The organism is Candidatus Nitrospira bockiana, from assembly GCF_965152565.1.
In genome coordinates this window covers 3515090-3530340 of record NZ_OZ224215.1, presented here as the reverse complement: position 1 = coordinate 3530340, position 15251 = coordinate 3515090, and the positions used below count along the sequence as shown (strand labels likewise).

Sequence of the window (15251 nt, the reverse complement as noted above, 5' to 3'; positions counted from 1 at the left end):
GGATGAAGGCCGCTGCATGGCGAACCTTAGCCGTGCGCGAAGGGCGCTGTCAACGAAGCTTGACCGCGTTGCCTTCCCTTGCCCCTTTCCGGTATATCAGCCTGGTGTGCCTTGCCTTTTGGCTCGTCCTCATCCCCATGCTGCGCCGTCTCCTGACTTCCTGCTGTTCAGGCGCGCTCTTCTTCCTCTTACTTCTCGCCGGATGTGGAAGCGGCCCGAAACACGCCGGTAGTACACCCACCTCCGCCGTCTTGGCTTCGTCGGCAATCCTGCAGTTCCGCGTGCTGCTTGAGGAAGACCGACAGGACGGCCGCCTGGAGAGCGGCGAGCGGCTTCGACTCAATGCGGAAATCCGTAATATCGGTGTCTCGCGCGCCGAAGACGTCATGCTTCAGGTCTCTGGCACACCGGCCTTTGTCCATGATCTTCCCAGCACGATCCGAATTGGGAATGTCGAGCCCAACGAAACCAAACGCGTCACTGTCAGCGGTGCGGTGTCCTCGATGGTGGAGAGCGGGCCGGTTGAGATCGTCATCATGGTCACGACGGCTGGCGGCGCCGTGCCGGAGCAGAAGAAGTTCGTGATCGAGTGGGCTGGGAGTAACAGGTCGACCGAAGAGGTGGACCGCCCTCCGGACCGTGGCAACCTTGGAGGACCGCGGAGGGCGATCGGGGTTGCGGTCGGGATCGGGGCATACCGCGATGCCAGGCTGCCTTCGTACCGGTATGCCGGGCACGACGCTCAAGTGGTCGCCGACTACCTCGACAGGCTTCTGGGCGTTCCTCAGGAAAAACTGAGGCTCCTCATCGACGACCATGCATTGATCGACGACCTGGTCGAAGTCTTCGAGGAATGGCTTCCACACCAGGCGGAGGTTGAAGGGGAGGTGTTCGTGTTCATCTCGGGGATGATGCAGGTTGACGAGACGACGGCTGAGGTGTTGCTGTTGCCGTATGACACAGGTCCGCGCTCGCTGCGACGCCGGTATCCGATCCGGCGGATCCGCCACGCGATAGCCAACCTTCCCGTCCGCCGGGCCGTGTTGTTGCTAGATTTGCGGCCTCTGCCGACGGGCGCGGACGCCACCAAGTCGCTGGTGCCCGTGTGGGATTCCGGGGGCCGATTCAGTGGCGGGAAGATGGTCCAAATTCAGGCCACGACCGGAACACAGGAGGCGATCTCATACGACGACGCCAATCATGGACTGTTCACCTATTTTCTCCTGAAGGGCCTTGGCGGGGCGGCGGACCACGACCGGGACCGGGTGGTTGCGATCGGAGAATTGTGTGACTACGTACGCGAGAACGTGAGACGCGCGGCCCAAGAGCGCTGGCAGCGTCTACAGGAGCCCGTCTGCCTGTCGGCGCCCACTGTGCTCACTCAACCTCTCGTCTATGTGAGTGAAGGGCGTCCGACACGTTGACACGTGCCCGATCTCCTGAGTATAGTGTCACCTCGTCCCTACCCTTTTCCCTCGTCCTGCCCACCGGAAGCCGGCGTAGCTCAGCTGGCAGAGCAGCGGTTTCGTAAACCGCAGGTCGCTGGTTCGATCCCAGTCGCCGGCTCCAGCAGTTTACAAAGGCTCGGAGCCTTCCCTCTGGACCTCTGCGCTCAATCGCCAGCTTCAGAATCACATTTCCGGTGAAGCTGTGCTTGTCTTGCGAGGGGATTGTATTGCTTGCGGTGTGTGCTGTTTCCTGCCCTTCTTTCGGTTTAGGACCCACGCCCAATTGTGTGCGGCGTTCAATTTCCTTAGGCTGTCCCTGTCTTTCAAGAAAACAGGGAGGTGCGCATGTCTTGTCCACGATGTGATGGGCTTATGGTGCCGGAATCGCTTGAGGACCGCGAAAGTACCTACATCAAGAGTCTTGCCTTGAAGTGCCTCAGTTGCGGGAACGTCGTTGATCCGTTGATTCTCAAACATCGAGAACAAGGACAATCCTCTTATCGGCGCTCCGCACTTTGGTAGTCAGTCTAGTACTTTCGTCTAATTGCCGGCATGGGAAGCGTCCCGTATAAACGTGGTCGCTCAAAGCACGATTTGGAGGTGAAATGAGTTACTTCTTGGGTGGCCTGGCATTCTTATATATCGTCTCCTGGGGTTGGCTCTTAGCCGAAATTCTCGGCTCGGCTGACAGAGGGCTCACAACCATGTGCGGTGAGGCTCCTCCCATTTCCGAGCATTCCGTGCAGCGTGCAAATACCACTACTACTGACGCCCGCCGATCAGCGTGGATCCCTTTGTCCAAAGGCGCCCTTCCTTCCCTCGAATCGCACTCGTCCTAACGGGAACAACTTTACGCTCCACCAGATGGCCGCGAGACTGATGAATTTTCTATCCCGATCACCGATTAGGGAGGCTGGTTCGACCGTAGCTCAGATGCCAATACGGGCGTTGAGGCATCCTGAAATGCACATCGCAAGCCCTTCCTTCCAAGCCTCGCGGACCCGTGACTCAGCCGACCATTCTATTGCCAGATTGACGAGTCACATCGTCGTCTTGCACGCCGTCGTTCCCATCTGATTCTGTCATCCATCCAAACGGTGGTGACAGCGAGAGGTCGGCTCTGACGACATGGGCGTCCATTCTTGTCCCGTTCAACCCCTCGATCGCCGCACGGGCTTCCTCCGCGGCTGCCATGCTGACCAAGCCAAACGGCAGAAACCCTGAGTGAGGTCGGCGGGCAATCACCACCGCGATTACAGTCCCAAATGGCGCCGCCACCGCTTGCAGCCGAGCAGGTGTCACGTTCCTGGGAAGACCATCGACGAAGAAGATATTGCTCATGAGCGCCCCGCCCGTACCCATCTTGAATCTTGGCTAGTGTCCTCCCAGAAGCCGGCGGCGTGCAACTGTCCGGATGGACTAGTCGGTGCCCTGCCTTAGTGTCTCTGTTTGAGCTCAAAGCGAGCACCGCCCGCGCAATGCGAAATCAATGACTTCTCGCTTCTGCTCGCTACCGTGAAAAGGAAGGTGTCGCCCTCGCTTGCGAGAATCGTCCAGGCGTGGTTTATTTACCAATATGAAAGCAGTCCGGATCACGGCTTGGCCGTTCTTGTGGGTGATAGCTCTGCTTGCGGTGCTCGCTGTGGGCGTGCGGCCTGCTTCGGCCTCGATATTGAGAGAGCAGCTTATCCCGATTCTCGGTGTGACCATAGAAGAGAAGCAAGTGGTGGGCGCTGTCGCTAGCGTCAGGATTTCTTTTGAGGAGCGTCGAGATCGAAGCGGGCTTGCCGTGCAGTTTCAAAGGGGGCCCGGGAAGTTCTCCCATATGGCCCAGACGGCTGTCGAGCAAGCGATCTACCGGACGGCACGGGCGGCAGGGCTGGGCACGGAGTCCTGGACGATCGTGCTCTCGGTGCTTGATCCCGGTGTCACGCTCTACGGTGAGAGCTTGTCGGCGATGGTTGGTTTGAGTGTGGTGGCGTTGGCAAAGGGCGATCTTGTCCTGCCAGATCGAACTATTACCGGGACCGTGACACCGGACGGCCATATCGGTCCGGTCGGCGCCGTTCCTCTCAAAGTTATGGCCGCGGAACAAGCCCACATACGCCGTATTCTCGTCCCTGAAGAGCATGACCCGGCCGACGGTGATTGGCGTACGCCGTTCCTCCTGCAGATTTCACCGGTTGGATCAGTCAATCAAGCCTATTTCGCACTCACCGATCACCCGTTGCGGTGATCACCCACACCTGATTTTCATCTTCACCGATACCGCCCCCGTTCCTCCACTGATAACTTAAAACTTTTGCGAGCGCTCGGGCGCGGACACGATGAAATCCTGGGCCTGGCTCTGCCCGCTGCTTCTATCTTCCTGCTTGTCGATGGGGAATGAAAGGATCACGGACGAGCGCCTAGTAGCATCGATTCGACCCGGCGAGACTCTCCAGTCTCAGGTGCTGGCGAGACTGGGGGACCCCAATGACCGCCATGCAATTCGGCTGTCGGGATATCGCCATGAATCCTGGATCTACCGCTATCACCGGTCACGCATCAACCCGGCTGAGTACCTACTCGGCGTTGGTCTCTATGTCAGCGGCATCGGCTTGCCAGATCACGACGAGACGTTGGCAGTGTTGTTTGATCCAGACGGCGTCGTCGCCTCCATCGTCCATACCCGTTCCTCTTACCAAACGTCCAGCTTCGCTCCAGACCTCGTGATCGAGACAATGACTCAGGGGACGTTATGGGTCGGACGTATCGTGCATTTTTCCGGGAGCCTTCGGTGGCCTGCCGAGTCACCCTAACTCTGGGGCCTGAGCAAGATATGCCAAGACACATGGACCACATACGTGATAGCGCTGCTCAATCTGAGTAGCCCGATCGCCATCATCGACCAGCTGTTGCCAGGGCGCTGTCACCTGTTTCCTTCATTGCACGCTCTATTGTTAGTGATGGTCGACAGTAAGTTTCGAGGTCATGCCGATTCGTTGAGACGACCAGCACAGCGGGTCATCAGGTTTGGTAGTGTGCTTTGCCAGCCGGCCAACCTGGTGCTGCTTTGCCTGTTGATTGGCTGTCAACATCCTTTTACTCAGAGATCTTCCGCAGGTCCAGATTCTTCCTTCCAGGAATTGTGGGCCGTGTACAGACATTGCCAGGAGAGCGATACTCCTGAAGAACTGTTATATGACGCTGCCGTCCTCAATCGCTTTGGCGGAACTCCTCAACACTCCGTGCCCCGTCTTTTCCGGCCAGTGCAGGGCTTGATCGACCCGCCTGTCAGTCGTCTTGCTGTCGACCCTTACGCCATGGCACAAGCCTGCACCCTCAAGGCTGCTGACGCGGCGTTGAACGTCGGCTGGAGCGAGACGGCCATGGGACTGTACCGGCAAATCATTCCAAAGGGGCCAAGCGCTGGCGACTATTATGTACGGCAAGCTGAAGCCAGGTTGACCGACATGTTTACCCAAACAACCAAGGACGGGACAACGACCTCACAGCACGATTCCGACCCCAGAGCGCCGGTTCCCTCGACTTTTCGTTGAGACGCCGCTCACCATCCGCTTTCAAGCATATCGGTGGCGGAGAGAAAAGACATTGACCTGTCTCGGCCTTTGACCTAAGGTAATGGCGTTATCAATGGGCACTACTTGAGTCACACAATCGATTCCTGATCGCGAGATGGAGCCCACACTGAGACCGTCCCCGGGCATCCGCGTGGAAGCTTTCAATCGTCGGCGCTCTTTCCGAGCCTCCTCCAATCCTTCTTTTAGCTTCCTGGTACACCAGCTTGGGGTCAGCTTCGTTCCTTGCAGAAGTGAAACGGCCTTGCTGTTTTTTCTTCTGCCTCGGCTCTCTCTAGCCACATTGCGTCATGGTCTAACCCTGAGCGCTTTGCTCGTTGGCCTTCAAGGACAAGCGATCGAACAAGATCCGCCTCTGACTCTTCCTAGTTACGCGAGCAAGATGGCAAGGACCGCGTACGTGCACCACCGGCTTTGGATGTTAGTCGGAGAATCCTTGCTCGGCTATCAGCTTGCCGGAAGGTCGAGAGCCTTCAGCTCATATGAGGAATCAAATTAAGCAGTGCGGCCAGGGGTCGAGCCGCCTCATATGGTCATTGCTCGACGCCAGGCTCTTCTCTAACACGGCTTCCTGTCTATGTCTGGTCGCTTTGACGCATTGCGCAAGTGAGGCCGAAAACCGGATAACGGGCGTTGAGCAACGAATGGACGCTCTAACCCTGGAACACCAATTACTGCCACAGCAAATGGAAACCTTGCGCATCAAGCTCGATGCGCTCGATCAAGAAGTTCGAAGTCGTCAAGGCCGGATCAGCGCCGAGATCGGTCATTTCCGCAATGAAGACCTTACCCATCTGACACACCGAATTGATGTATTGACCGAGAACTTTCAACGTTTTCGTCGCGAGATCGGCGAGGAAACTGAAACAAGCCGGCTTGCGGCCCATCTCGAGGACCTCCGCCAGTCAGTCGCTCTCCTAAATCGACGACTTGAGCAACTGGAGATGGATCAACAACAGGCATTTGCAGCAGAAACTGCGTGGCTGGCAGCGGTGGCGGGGCAGTTGGAATGGAGCCGACAGCGCATCGTCAAGGGTCAAGGCACTACCGGGAAAGCAGGACGTCGGGAAGTTGGCGATGAGCGGGAAGGTCAGGCGGTCGGCCGACCATAATTACTGCCTTTGAAACACTCGGTGGGCTGTTCTGGAGACATAGAGGATCGATCCCAAAAAATCCGCTCCATCCAACGCGTGGATCAAGTCGTCCACTTCGTCGGAGTTGCTCAGTTCGACGTATCCGAAGGACGATGAGCGGCCGCGCATGTCCTTCACGACATGGGCAGAAACGACGCGGCCGTACATGCCGCATAACCTCCTCAACTCCGTGCACGTGATGTCTCCTGGCAACCCCTCAATACAGAGGCGTGCTTCCATGGCGTCTCCTTCTTTGAGGCCAGGAGGAGGATGCCTAACCGCTACATAAGGCTGCAATTGACAGTTCGTTGTAAGACGTTCGTCCTTCTCGAAGGGCCTGCAATCAACAAGCTGATGGGGGAGAACTAACCTGAAGGGAGGTGGAAGTGATGGCGACAAAGAAAGCTGCGAAGAAGCCGGCAAAGAAGGCGGGTAAGAAGAAAAAGTAACCTTCCCGGGACAGGAGAGGCGGAGCCAACCCCCGCCTCTCCTTGGTCTCCCCCCTGAGTGAGATCACCCAGCGAGAAGAGGCAGCCCGAATCCTTGGCCACAAGAACTCGGACTTTCAGTCTAGCACAGCCAGTCGTGTAGGATACAGCCTCAATTGCTGGCATAAGTTATTGAAAATAAATGTATTAGTTTCTGAAGCTCTTCATCATGCCTGAAAGCCATGGCCTTGTGCCTTATCGTCTTACTTGGCCGTGCAGCCTTGCGCTACGAGGCCCAATGTCGAGGATCCCGGGTCGACCATAACTCTTGCAATCAGGCATTTCCAAGTCGAGGGCTCGCCGTCCGCTCACCCATTCGCTTTGACCGTCCCCTTCATGAGCAGCTGGTTCTCTGCAACAGGGGCGACTTGTCAGGCTACCGACCAGAGTGGAATAGTTCCACAGTCGGAAGTGGTGATTTGCTCCACAGGTTCGCGGGCTAGGCTAGTGACTCGTCTTCTTTAAGACCGGTTGTCTTGCCCGGGTCAAGAGAGGGTGGGCCCTCTTGAACAGCTGGAGGCTGAGTTCCGGATAGTCCATCATATCTCGCATGTGTTTGATGCGCGGAAAGGGACCAGCAACGGGTGTTCCTTTGGGAGGAGGGAGCGGCGTCGGGGAGCTATAGTCGGAAGTTGTGGAACGGGGTGAGAGAGGTGGCGTACCTTTCCGGGTGAACACGAACCCACACACCGGCTGGCAGGCCGGGGAAAGGCACGCCGATGATGACGATAGTCCGAACGACCACGGGAGCACAAGAGCAGGAGCCGGAGGTGGCCACGGCGCTGGATGCCTTGGCCCGCGAGGGCGCCCGCCGCATGATCCTGGCGGCGTTGGAAGTCGAAGTGGAGGAATACCGGCGGCAGCACCACGAGGCGCGCGACAGCCGCGGCCATGCGTTGGTGGTCCGCAATGGGCAGGCCCAGCCTCGGCGCGTGACGGTGGGCGCGGGGACGGTCACGATTCGAGCGCCGCGGGTGAATGATCAACGCGTGCTGCATGGGACCCGACAAAAGTTCACCAGTGCGATTCTCCCGCCGTACCTGCGTCGCTCGCCGCAGGTCAGCGCGGTCCTGCCGCTGCTCTATCTCCATGGGCTCTCCACCGGGGATTTCCGGGAGGCGCTTCCGGTGCTGCTCGGCGCCGATGCGGCGGGGCTCTCGCCCAGCGCGATCACACGCCTGACGGCGACCTGGCGGACCGACTATGACCAGTGGCGTGAGCGCCCCCTGGCGGATCGCGACTTCATCTATATCTGGGTAGACGGGGTGCATTTCACCATTCGGCTGGAAGATGATCGCTTGGCGGCCTTAGTCGTGGTGGGCGTCCGCCCCGATGGGACGAAAGAGGTGATCGCGATCGAGGACGGCTATCGCGAGAGCACCGAGAGTTGGCTCACCGTGCTGCGAGACCTCAAACGCCGGGGGATGCGGGCCCCCGCGTTGGCCATCGGGGACGGGGCACTGGGGTTCTGGGCCGCCGTGCGCGAGGTCTGGCCCGAGACACGGGAGCAGCGGTGCTGGGTCCATCGCATCGCCAATGTGTTGGACAAGCTCCCCACCCGGCTGCAGCCCCAGGCCAAGCGCGCCTTGCACGACATGATGTATGCGGACACCCGGGCCGCCTGCGAGCAGGCGATCGACCGGTTCGCCCAGGATTATGCGGCGAAGTATCCGAAAGCCGTGAACTCCCTGACCACCGATGTCGCTCGGCTCCTGACCCATTTCGAGTTCCCGGCGGCCCACTGGAAACATATTCGGACGACCAACCCGATTGAATCGACGTTCGCTACGGTGAAGCTCCGGACGCGTGTCACCAAGGGGGCTGGCTCGCGGACCGCGGGCCTGACAATGGCGTTCAAGCTGCTGGAGGCGGCGCAGCAATCGTGGCGCCGGCTCGATGCCCATGAGCTGCTGCCGTTGGTCCGGGCGGGGCGTGTGTTCAAGGATGGGCAGCAAGTCGAGCGAGAGGAAGAACAGTCAGAGAAGAACACAGGAAAGGTCGCCGCCTAATCACCTCAATCCACAACATTTGACAATATCTCCGGACGGCATTCGGATACTCACTGATCGCTTGTGGCCTCGAGGGCTAAGCAAGGAGAAAGCCAGGATCGATCAGTGGCGAAAGGACCTGGCTCCGAGCGACGACCTTCGAAAGTGGTTTCGACATGATCCGGCCAAGTGGAATGACTTTCGTAGACGCTATCGTGATGAGTTGCGTGCCTCAGAGCGGTTTGAGGCCCTTCGTACGTTGGCACGGATCGCCTGTCGTCGGCGGGTGACGCTGCTTTTTGCAGCCGCCAACGAACAGCAGAACCAGGCAATCGCCTTGAAGGAGTTGCTAGAAGAGATTCGATGACCTGTCTTGACTGATGAATCCCAACTGTCCTATGCTGCGCTCCCGCCAGATGACGAAGACGAGAGATTCACAAGGGACCCCGCTTCTTCTTTCCCGTTCACTGGTCTCGGGTCTGATGAAGCTCTACGATTATCCCGACCCTAGGCGGCCCGGGCGTGTGATCCGAGGATATGATCGCCTCCATGCGGTGCGCACCGCTCGCATGTGTGCTGCCGTTGCTAGCCGGCTCGGCCATCCTCCCGAACGAGTGAGGCAATACCAAATTGCATGCTTGCTTCACGACCTCGGGCGAGCGGGGCTCGACCGGCGATTGTTCGGCAGCGTGTGGTCCTGGGCCAGGAGGCACGGGATTCCCACACGACCGCGAGAATGGCGGGCTGTTCACCCGGACACTCAATATGGGCGGGAGACCGAGGCCTTCCTGAAGCGTTACGGGGCCGACCTGGAAGCTGAAGGAATCCCGGTTGATGCCTGGACCCGGGAACAGGTTGAGATGCGGCTCGGCTATGCTCGCCGCCTGGCTCGCCGGTTGATGGCTGTAAGGCCCGCCTTGCGCGATCTCGGTGTCACGTGGTCTCGATGGATGACCTTGGTGACGCTCTATTATTACTATCCTGAGAAGCTTGCGGGGGCTGAAGCCTGGGTCAAAGAGCTGGCCGAAGTCCTGGTGGCCTGTGAGCAATTCGAGGCCTATAGCAATCGCCAGCGTGGCTCAGACTACTATGCTCGAAAAGGGGAAAGTCTCGAGGAAGCCTTCAATTACCTGCAGAAGCTAAGGTTGGAAGGGATTCTGAGCCAACCTGTTCTTGATGCCCTCACGTTGCTCGCCGCCGAAGGCATCTTCGACCATATCCTTGCTCAGGCCCGGCGCGCACCCTTGACACGTCGGGAGCTAAACTTCTTGAGGAACTTGGTCGCCACGGAGTGTGCGGCATGCCGGTGAAGACCGTCACCTTCCGTGTGGAGATGCCCGGTGAGTGCCAGTTTGAGAATATCACCGGGCCCGTGCGTAAGGCACTGGACAGCACCAGCTTGCGGGCTGGGCTTGTGGCCGTATTCGTGAAGCACACGACGGCGTCGGTATTGATCATCGAAGATGAGCCTGGCATCCGGGCCGATACCAAGACCTTTTGGGATCGCTTGATTCCTGCCGACCCACGCTGGCAACATAATACACTGAACCCCGGGGAAGACAACGGCCATAGTCACCTGCGTGGGCAACTCCAGGGCCCCTCCATCGTTATCCCGTTCGCCGAGAGCACCTTGCTTCTCGGGACGTGGCAACAGATCGCCCTCCTCGATTTCGATACCCGCGCTCGTACGCGAGAAGTCATCGTCCAAGTGATCGGGGAGTGATCGGTACCGTCCCTTCCTCGTTGTGGGTGCGGTCAGCGTTCGTGGACGTGCCGGGTTGCTGTTGACTTCCCCTTCCTCCGTGCTGCTTTCGTTATTCTGGATGAGCGCCTCGAAGTTAATTCGTTCCCCCTCCTCTCGGAGCTTGCAATGCCGTCTCGTTTGCGTCGGTGTGAAGTGGGCGGTGGAGACAGCTGGGAACCCTGAGGGGCTAGCAGGGGCAGTATGCACCGGGGACGCAGCTCGCACCAGCAGGTTCAGCGTGAAACAGTCGGTCGCAAGTTGAGCTGTGCTGTGGCTCCCCGGGCAGGACTCGAACCTGCGACCAATCGGTTAACAGCCGATCGCTCTACCAACTGAGCTACCGGGGAATGCAGGTGGTAGGTGAGGACAAACGGGGATGTATTCTAACGAAAGGACGATCATGATTCAAGGCCGTTTCTTGGGCGTATTGATCGGTCACATTCCAAAGTCGGCTTCGTCCTCTTCATCCGCGGCGTCAGAGGTGCCCTCGGACAAAGCCGCGTAGTGACGGGCCCACGTGAGGTAGATGTGGCCGCTATCTCGCATCGCATCCGCGCCCTTCATCAACTTGCCGGCGAGCTCAGTGTCTTTGCCGCTTGCCTGGATTTCGACGGCACGCCGCTCCAAAGCTTCCGGGAACTGCTGCAGAAGGGTGGAGATCTCAATGATCAAGGAGGAGACGATATTGTCTTCACGTTCCATGGTGCGCCTCAATAAAAAACCCCATGACGCCGGCGTCATGGGGTTTTCAATACCGAGTACCGCTTAACCCTGGTAGGCCTGCCCCAACGCCGCCGATTCCCCTTTTTGCGACATGAGCCTTCCGCTTGCACTCACCGCCTGCATCTCGATGGCCTGGTGCTTGGCTGCGTTGCAGACGACAACACAGAGCTCGCATCCTTTGCAACGGTTGATGTTCACTTCGGCGACCATCTTCGTCACGTTGAGGTCCAGACAATTCGCTTCGGGGCAATACATGATGCACAGGCGGCAGCCTTTCTTGGCGACGCACTTTTCTTCAATAACTTGGGCTACGTTATACATGCAGGGTCCTTTTCTTCGGGTTCTTCAGGCCGAGGCGGTCGCCGGGAAGCCGACTTTCAATTCAACGTTGTTCTTTTCCGCCCATTCAGCGCCCAATTCGTAAGCTCGCCGGACGGTTGCCAGGTTCTTCTGGAGCAGCATTTCTTTCTTGGCAAACTTCTTCTTGATCGCTTCGTCCAATGAGGCCGTTCCGCCCGATGCCACGAATTTCTTGCCGAAGCGCTCCTGAAGGGCGCCATCGAGCGCTTCCATCGACACGCATTTCGTGATGCCGGCCACGGACCCGATCATCGTCATGTTGGTGGATAGTTCAGTACCCGCGATCTCAAGTGCAATCTGCGTCCCCTTGATATAGAAAACGGCAACGTTGAGATCCTCGAGCCGCTTGATGTCTTCATCTGACAGCAAAGGGACGTCCGAGTTGATGATCACCACGCCGTTTTCTTTGATGCCTGAATAGAATGGCATGGTGTAGCTTTTGCCCATCGTGATGACCTGTGGGTGGAAGACCTCGATCACATCCGGGAACACAAGCTCTCCGCGGTCGTAAATTCGTTCCACTCCAATCCGGCAATAGCTTTCAGCCGGCGCCATTCGCTTCTCGGCTCCGAAGAACGGGTTGGAAATAGAGAACCTGCCGTCGCGGTTGGCCGCCATGGCCATCACGTGTGCGGCCGTCACGGCACCCTGTCCTCCCAGGCCGGACATGCGGATGTTCAAGCGTTTCTTAATCATATGGACCTCCGGCTCAGCGTACTCGGTTCTTGCTTAGGCTTCCTGTGCCGCAAGCTGCTTCGCGGCGGCTTTCCGTTCCTTTTCTTTAGCTGCCAGTTCCGCGAGCAGTTGCTTGGCCGGCTCGCTGACATATTCCTTGTACGCGAAACGTTCAGTCGGCTTCTCGGAGTCCCGCATCTCCTGAAGACCTTCCATGCTGTTCTTGCCGATTTCGAGGATGCAGGGCGTGTACAGCTGCAAATACGTCGGACCGATCTCACGGGCGATGAGCACCGCGTTCCGGATCACCTTTTCGACGAGCGAGGGCTTGCTTACTGTGCAGTTGACGACGTAGTGACAACCCGATTCGCGGGCGATTTCGGGCAGCCGCACCTTCTCAAAGGTTTTCCCGACCGGCGCCATCTTCGCAACGAAGCCTTTCTGCATCAACCCGCTTTCCTGGCCGCCGGTATTGGCATAGAGCTCGTTGTCAAAACAGATGGTGGTGAACTTTTCCTGTCGGAACCACGCCTGTAACGTCATGTCGAGTCCGATGTCCACGGTGGCCCCATCACCTGCCAGCACGACGACATCTTTGACCCGACCGGGGAAGCGCACCGTCAGCGCCCGCTTGAGTCCCGAAGCAATGGCATTTTGGTTTCCGAAGAGAGAGTGGATGTTATGGACGGCCACATGGGGAAACACCAGGCTGGTGCAGCCTGTCGAGCCGACCATGACCGTGTCCTCGGGGTTGGGCAAGGAGGCGAGAATGTAACGGAATGCCATTGATTCCGGGCATCCGGCACACAGGGAGTGTTCTTCGATCAGTTCCTTTGCGGTCCCGATGTCTTTCCAGCCCCGGTCTTCTTTTCCATACGTCGCCCGATTGACCAGGTCTTGGTATTCCGGGGGCATGATCTCGAAAAATTCCGGCGCAATCTTGATCCGCTCTTTGCTCATGGACGCCTCCTCACAGGCAGCTTGGTCGTCAGATTGTCACGTACGCGGGCGGCTCTCAACTCCCGCGGCCGGCCAGCGACACGGTTTGCATCCCCAGCGTGGTCTTGATCTCGGACACGATGATTTCGGGTGGCATCGTCATCCCGCCACAGACGTGAGGTCCGGCCACTACGCGGTCGCTGTTCGGGATCGTGGCGCGGATCTCTTTCGCAAGCCAGCCGGTTACGTTGAACTCCGGTACGAAGATATGTTTCGCGTGCTTGGTCGCCTCGCGGATTTCCTCGCCCGGCCACGGCCGCAACGTTTTGATCTTGACCAACCCGCACCGGACCCCTTCATCTTCGAGCAGCCTGATGGCTTCGCGCCCCTGGGACACCGCAGTGCCGGATGCCACGATTATGATCTCGGCATCCGTATTCTCCGTATCGATGAGACCGTTCAGCCAGCGGATTGAATGCTTGCGGGATCGCTCGACCGCGGCCCACACTTCCTGTTGCCAGCTCGCGTGGGTAGCATAGCTGATGTAATTGCTCTTCATGACAAAGGGATCTCGCATCATCCGGACCGGTGGACATTCCATGTCCATGCAAGGAACTGGCGAACGGTAAGGATCGTAGGGCGGTAGGCACATGTCAGGCGGCGTTAACTGCACGACGTCTTTCGTGTGCGTGACGAAAAATCCATCGCAGCACAGAGCAAGGGGCAGATGGACGTCTGGCTCCTCAGATACCATGTAGCCCTTGAGGATCCAATCGAAGAAATCCTGCGCTGTCTCGGCATGCCACACGAGCATGCCGGTATTCAGCAGGTAGGAGATTTCGAGCGTGTCCGGCTGAATCGAAAGCGGAGAGTTGATGCCCCGACACGTGACGATCATCTGAATGGGTAGCCGAGCCCCGGCCCACATTGGGAAGTTTTCCATCGCCCGCATCGTGCCCGGCCCCGCCGTTGTGGTAAAGACCCGGGCCCCACCGAAGGCGGCGCCGGCACATTGGGACATGACCGCAAATTCGCTCTCCCCGCGGAAGTAGTCGCCGATATAGCCCTCAGCAAACAACTCACCGATCAGCGCGGCGGCCTCGCTCTGCGGTGTGATCGGATAGGCAATCATGACGTCACAGCTGGCGCGACGAATGGCTTCCTTGATCACCTCGCTGCCGGTAAAAAAGGATGGACTGCGCGGTGCCTCGTTCATGAGGTACCAAGGATCGGTGTAGGTCTGTCCCTTCTTGTTCTGTGTTCCGATCACGGATTTGCTGTCAGCCATTGGACCGGCCTCCTTTCAACAGCCGCACTGCGGCCGTGCCACCATGAGCGCCGCCTAAGAACGAGCTCCGCCGTTCCTAGCGCCAGGAGAAAACTTGACAGAGCCCTTCAGCTTCTTGACCCATTCGGCAAGACGCATGATCTTCTCGGCTGTCGCATCGCGGAACGACAGCATTGCGTCTTCATGGCCTGCCTGTGCACACATCGCCATGGTATAACAGGACGTTCCGCCGCGGATGATCTTCAACGACAAGTTGGCTTGATGGCAATGCACGCCGACGAACATGCAGCAGTCGATCTTGTTGTGCCAAATGGTGAGATTGGGGTGGTTGGGATTGATCTCGATTTCCGGGTTGATCTTCGGGTACTTAGGGCGATAGTCAGGCATTGGGATCAGCATCGGCTTCTGATCGGGCGTGACACATTCCCGAATTGTCTCATACAGATGACGAATTGCTGTTGCCTTCTTGGCCGCCTTTTCGTTCCAGGCCCAGAGCACGAGCGGACCCGGAAAGATCGTGGGCACCTTTGCCAATAGAAACTGGCGTGCTGCCTCCTCCATCGCCTGCTCTTCGGGAACAATCACGCCATTGATGTGTCCTTCGCCGGGATTGGGCAGGCGGATCCCCATGCTGGCCGCGGCGGGCGGCAAAAAGTGCTCTGGCCCCGGTAGCACGCGATACTGACTCATTCTCGTCGACTCCTCGGTCTTCGTAGGCATGGGAATTCACCGCTCCATTCACTTAACCCATTGGAAGTCTGATGCTTACTGTAAGCGTTGTCGACCATTATCTGCAAGCCGGCAGAAGGCCCACACGGAAGGGATTATGGTCCATCGAGAGGGCGTCCTGTAGGCCTTTCGTCCCACAGCCCTCCCTCGCATTT

The 15251-nt window shown here is 58.3% G+C and carries 16 protein-coding genes and 2 tRNA genes; 9 read left to right on the top strand and 9 right to left on the bottom strand.

Annotated elements, in window-relative coordinates:
* Positions 1–281 precede the first annotated feature (281 nt).
* Both ACWHYV_RS17250 and ACWHYV_RS17245 read left to right on the top strand, forming a co-directional pair.
* A complete protein-coding gene (locus tag ACWHYV_RS17250) occupies positions 282–1424 on the top strand; it encodes a hypothetical protein (RefSeq protein WP_447977727.1) in 1143 nt (380 codons plus the stop codon).
* A 69-nt stretch (positions 1425–1493) separates the two neighbouring features.
* Positions 1494–1569: transfer RNA gene (locus ACWHYV_RS17245), tRNA-Thr, on the top strand.
* An 887-nt stretch (positions 1570–2456) separates the two neighbouring features.
* Here the strand turns inward: ACWHYV_RS17245 and ACWHYV_RS17240 are convergent.
* Complete coding sequence (locus tag ACWHYV_RS17240; protein WP_447977726.1) at positions 2457–2789, bottom strand: RNA recognition motif domain-containing protein; 333 nt, start codon at positions 2787–2789, stop codon at positions 2457–2459.
* Positions 2790–3024: 235 nt separating this feature from the next.
* Between ACWHYV_RS17240 and ACWHYV_RS17235 the strand changes: the two genes are divergently transcribed.
* From ACWHYV_RS17235 to ACWHYV_RS17225, 3 genes are all read left to right on the top strand, one after another.
* Positions 3025–3684 carry a S16 family serine protease gene (locus tag ACWHYV_RS17235; protein ID WP_447977725.1) on the top strand — a complete coding sequence of 220 codons (660 nt, stop codon included), beginning with the start codon at positions 3025–3027 and terminating at the stop codon, positions 3682–3684.
* A 610-nt stretch (positions 3685–4294) separates the two neighbouring features.
* Positions 4295–4990, top strand: coding sequence for a hypothetical protein (locus tag ACWHYV_RS17230; protein ID WP_447977724.1), 696 nt, complete (start codon positions 4295–4297; stop codon positions 4988–4990).
* Between the two features lie 683 nt (positions 4991–5673).
* Positions 5674–6141, top strand: a complete 468-nt coding sequence (locus ACWHYV_RS17225) for a hypothetical protein (RefSeq protein WP_447977723.1) — start codon at positions 5674–5676, stop codon at positions 6139–6141.
* Here the strand turns inward: ACWHYV_RS17225 and ACWHYV_RS17220 are convergent, their stop codons facing one another.
* Positions 6142–6330 (bottom strand): RNA recognition motif domain-containing protein, encoded by a 189-nt coding sequence (locus ACWHYV_RS17220; RefSeq protein WP_447977722.1) that lies wholly within the window; start codon positions 6328–6330, stop codon positions 6142–6144.
* A 1039-nt stretch (positions 6331–7369) separates the two neighbouring features.
* Between ACWHYV_RS17220 and ACWHYV_RS17215 the strand changes: the two genes are divergently transcribed.
* From ACWHYV_RS17215 to ACWHYV_RS17200, 4 genes are all read left to right on the top strand, one after another.
* On the top strand, positions 7370–8659 hold the full coding sequence (locus ACWHYV_RS17215) for an IS256 family transposase (protein WP_447976757.1): 1290 nt from the start codon (positions 7370–7372) through the stop codon (positions 8657–8659).
* The gene (locus ACWHYV_RS17210; RefSeq protein ID WP_447977721.1) at positions 8595–9005 is read left to right on the top strand and encodes a DUF488 domain-containing protein; all 411 of its coding nucleotides are present in this window, start codon (positions 8595–8597) and stop codon (positions 9003–9005) included. The genes ACWHYV_RS17215 and ACWHYV_RS17210 overlap by 65 nt, the downstream gene beginning before the upstream one ends.
* A 271-nt stretch (positions 9006–9276) precedes the next feature.
* A complete protein-coding gene (locus tag ACWHYV_RS17205) occupies positions 9277–9948 on the top strand; it encodes a hypothetical protein (RefSeq protein ID WP_447977720.1) in 672 nt (223 codons plus the stop codon).
* On the top strand, positions 9939–10361 hold the full coding sequence (locus ACWHYV_RS17200) for a secondary thiamine-phosphate synthase enzyme YjbQ (RefSeq protein ID WP_447977719.1): 423 nt from the start codon (positions 9939–9941) through the stop codon (positions 10359–10361). The genes ACWHYV_RS17205 and ACWHYV_RS17200 overlap by 10 nt, the downstream gene beginning before the upstream one ends.
* 292 nt (positions 10362–10653) lie before the next feature.
* Here ACWHYV_RS17200 and ACWHYV_RS17195 read toward each other — a convergent pair.
* From ACWHYV_RS17195 to ACWHYV_RS17165, 7 genes are all read right to left on the bottom strand, one after another.
* Positions 10654–10729, bottom strand: a tRNA-Asn gene (locus ACWHYV_RS17195).
* An 88-nt stretch (positions 10730–10817) separates the two neighbouring features.
* Entirely contained in the window at positions 10818–11084 is a 267-nt protein-coding gene (locus ACWHYV_RS17190; RefSeq protein WP_447977718.1) for a hypothetical protein, read from the bottom strand.
* A 63-nt stretch (positions 11085–11147) separates the two neighbouring features.
* Positions 11148–11426: a pyruvate ferredoxin oxidoreductase gene (locus tag ACWHYV_RS17185; RefSeq protein WP_447977717.1), complete on the bottom strand. Its 279-nt coding sequence runs from the start codon at positions 11424–11426 to the stop codon at positions 11148–11150.
* Between the two features lie 24 nt (positions 11427–11450).
* The gene (locus ACWHYV_RS17180) at positions 11451–12161 is read right to left on the bottom strand and encodes a 2-oxoacid:acceptor oxidoreductase family protein (protein ID WP_447977716.1); all 711 of its coding nucleotides are present in this window, start codon (positions 12159–12161) and stop codon (positions 11451–11453) included.
* A gap of 33 nt (positions 12162–12194) precedes the next feature.
* Complete coding sequence (locus ACWHYV_RS17175; RefSeq protein WP_447977715.1) at positions 12195–13100, bottom strand: thiamine pyrophosphate-dependent enzyme; 906 nt, start codon at positions 13098–13100, stop codon at positions 12195–12197.
* Positions 13101–13155: 55 nt separating this feature from the next.
* Positions 13156–14367 (bottom strand): transketolase C-terminal domain-containing protein, encoded by a 1212-nt coding sequence (locus tag ACWHYV_RS17170; protein ID WP_447977714.1) that lies wholly within the window; start codon positions 14365–14367, stop codon positions 13156–13158.
* A gap of 54 nt (positions 14368–14421) precedes the next feature.
* Complete coding sequence (locus ACWHYV_RS17165) at positions 14422–15057, bottom strand: carbon monoxide dehydrogenase beta subunit family protein (RefSeq protein WP_447977713.1); 636 nt, start codon at positions 15055–15057, stop codon at positions 14422–14424.
* Positions 15058–15251: the final 194 nt, after the last annotated feature.